2 protein-coding genes are annotated in these 2,152 nt (G+C 75.6%); one reads left to right on the forward strand and one right to left on the reverse strand.

The window, feature by feature from the left end; genetic code table 11:
- Positions 1–1,175 (reverse strand): response regulator (locus GT030_RS07360; RefSeq protein WP_161200385.1); only part of this gene is annotated, 1,175 nt, incomplete at its 3' end.
- A 168-nt stretch (positions 1,176–1,343) separates the two neighbouring features.
- Here GT030_RS07360 and GT030_RS07365 point away from each other — a divergent pair.
- Positions 1,344–2,152: universal stress protein (locus GT030_RS07365; RefSeq protein ID WP_161200386.1), on the forward strand; the 809-nt coding region annotated here is incomplete at its 3' end.

The raw sequence follows: 2,152 nt of genomic DNA on the forward strand, positions 1-2,152 counted from the left end.
ATCGCCGCCTGCCCGGCCGAGTTGGCGCCGCCCACGATGAACACGTCGTGCCCCTGGCAGGACGGCGCCTCGGTCAGCGCCGACCCGTAGAACACCCCGCAGCCGGTCAGCCCGGCGCAGCCCTCGGCGGTCAGCCGCCGGTACTGCACCCCGGTCGCCAGGATCACACTGTGCGCGCCGATCGCGGAGCCGTCGGCGAACCGGACGATCCGTGCCGCGCCGTTGACCTCGAGTCCCGTCACCTCGCGCGCGGTGAGGATCTCCGCGCCGAACCGGGTCGCCTGGCGGCGGGCGCGTTCGGTGAGCTGGGCGCCGGAGACGCCGTCGGGGAAGCCGAGGTAGTTCTCGATGCGGGAGCTCTGCCCGGCCTGGCCGCCCGTCGCCGAACGCTCCAGCAGCACCGTGCGCAGCCCCTCCGACGCCCCGTACACCGCCGAGCCGAGCCCGGCCGGGCCGCCGCCGATCACCACCAGGTCGTAGAAGTCGGCCGTCGGCGTCGTCGCCAGGCCGACCCGCGCGGCCAGCTCCGGGGCCTCGGGCTCGACCAGCACCCCGCCGTCCGGGGTGATCACCAGCGGCAGCCGCAGTCCGTCCTGCCCGGCCGCCGCCAGCAGCCGCCGCCCCTCGGTGTCCTCCACCGAGTACCAGCGGTAGGGCACCTGGTTGCGGGCCAGGAACTCCCGTACCTCCGAGGACCGCGCCGACCAGCGGTGGCCCACCACCTTCATGAACGGCACCGGCCGGTGGTCCCCGGCCCGCCAGGCGGCCAGCAGGTCGTCCACCACCGGGTACAGCTTCTCCTCCGGCGGCTCCCAGGGCTTGAGCAGATAGTGGTCCAGGTCCACCACGTTGATAGCGTCGATGGCCGCCCCGGTGTCCGCGTACGCGGTCAGCAGCACCCGCCGCGCGCCCGGATAGACATCCATCGCGCGCTCCAGGAACTCGATGCCGTTCATCACCGGCATCCGGTAGTCCGCCAGCAGCACCGCCACGGAGTCGCCGCGCAGCTTCAGCTCGCGCAGCGCCTCCAGCGCGGACGGTCCGGACTCCGCGCGCACCACGCGGTACGACGCGCCGTAGCGGCGCCGCAGATCGCGGGCGACCGCGCGGGACACGCCCGGATCGTCGTCCACGGTCAGCAGGACGGTCCGGGCGGCGTCGGTCGGCTCTGCCATGCGTTCTCACCCCGGCGGTCGGGCGCACGGAACGGTCTCGCCCATCGTATGTGCGTTTCCCCCGGTTCGCCCCGGTGTGCTCCGGGAGCCGGGTGGCGGAGGGACCCGCCCGCTGTGGCAGGGTCATGGCGAGGACGGAACAGGCCGGACGACGAGGAGGCCCAACGCATGACACGCCCGATCACGGCAGGGGTGGACGGTACCGAGGAGAGCCTGGCCGCGCTGGACTGGGCGGCCCGCGAGGCCGTGCGCCGGGGGCTGCCGCTGCGTGTGGTGCACGCCTGGGAGGAGATCGGGGAACTGCCCGCCGACCGGGACACCCAGCGGGCCTGGGTCGAGGAGGGCATCGGCCGCGCCGTCGGCTCCCTCGCCGAACGGCACCCCGGCCTGGACGCGACCGTGGAGCTGACCGAGGACGACGCGGTGGACGCGCTCCTCGCGGCCGGCGCGGACGCCGAGGCGCTGGTCCTCGGCACCCGCGGGCACGGCGCGGTGGTCGGCTTCCTGCTCGGCTCGGTCGGCCTCCGGGTCGTCGCGGAGACCGCCCGGCCGGTGATCCTGGTGCGCGCCGGGGACCGCCCGGAGGCCGAGTCCGCCGGACGGGAGATCGTCGTCGGCCAGCACGGCACCCCGGAGGACAGCGCCGCCGCGCTGCGCTTCGCCTTCGAGACGGCGGCCGCCCGCGGCGCGACCCTCCGCGCGGTGCGCGCCTGGACCCTGCCGCCCGTCTTCGCCTACAGCCCCGGCTCGCTCAAGCTGCTGGACGAGGCGGGCGGCCTCGAACCGTACGAGAAGCGGGCGCTGGCCGACGCGCTGCGGCCCTGGCGGGAGCGGTTCCCCGGCGTGAGCGTCGCCGAGCACGTCGAGATGGGCAGCGCCGGACAGGTGCTGGTCTCCCAGGCCACGCGGGCCCAGCTTCTCGTGGTGGGCCGCCGGGCGCGCCGTACGGCGGTCGGGGCCCGGGTCGGCTCGGTCGC

The sequence above is a fragment of the Streptomyces sp. SID1328 genome, from assembly GCF_009865595.1.
GTDB lineage: Bacteria > Actinomycetota > Actinomycetes > Streptomycetales > Streptomycetaceae > Streptomyces > Streptomyces griseoluteus.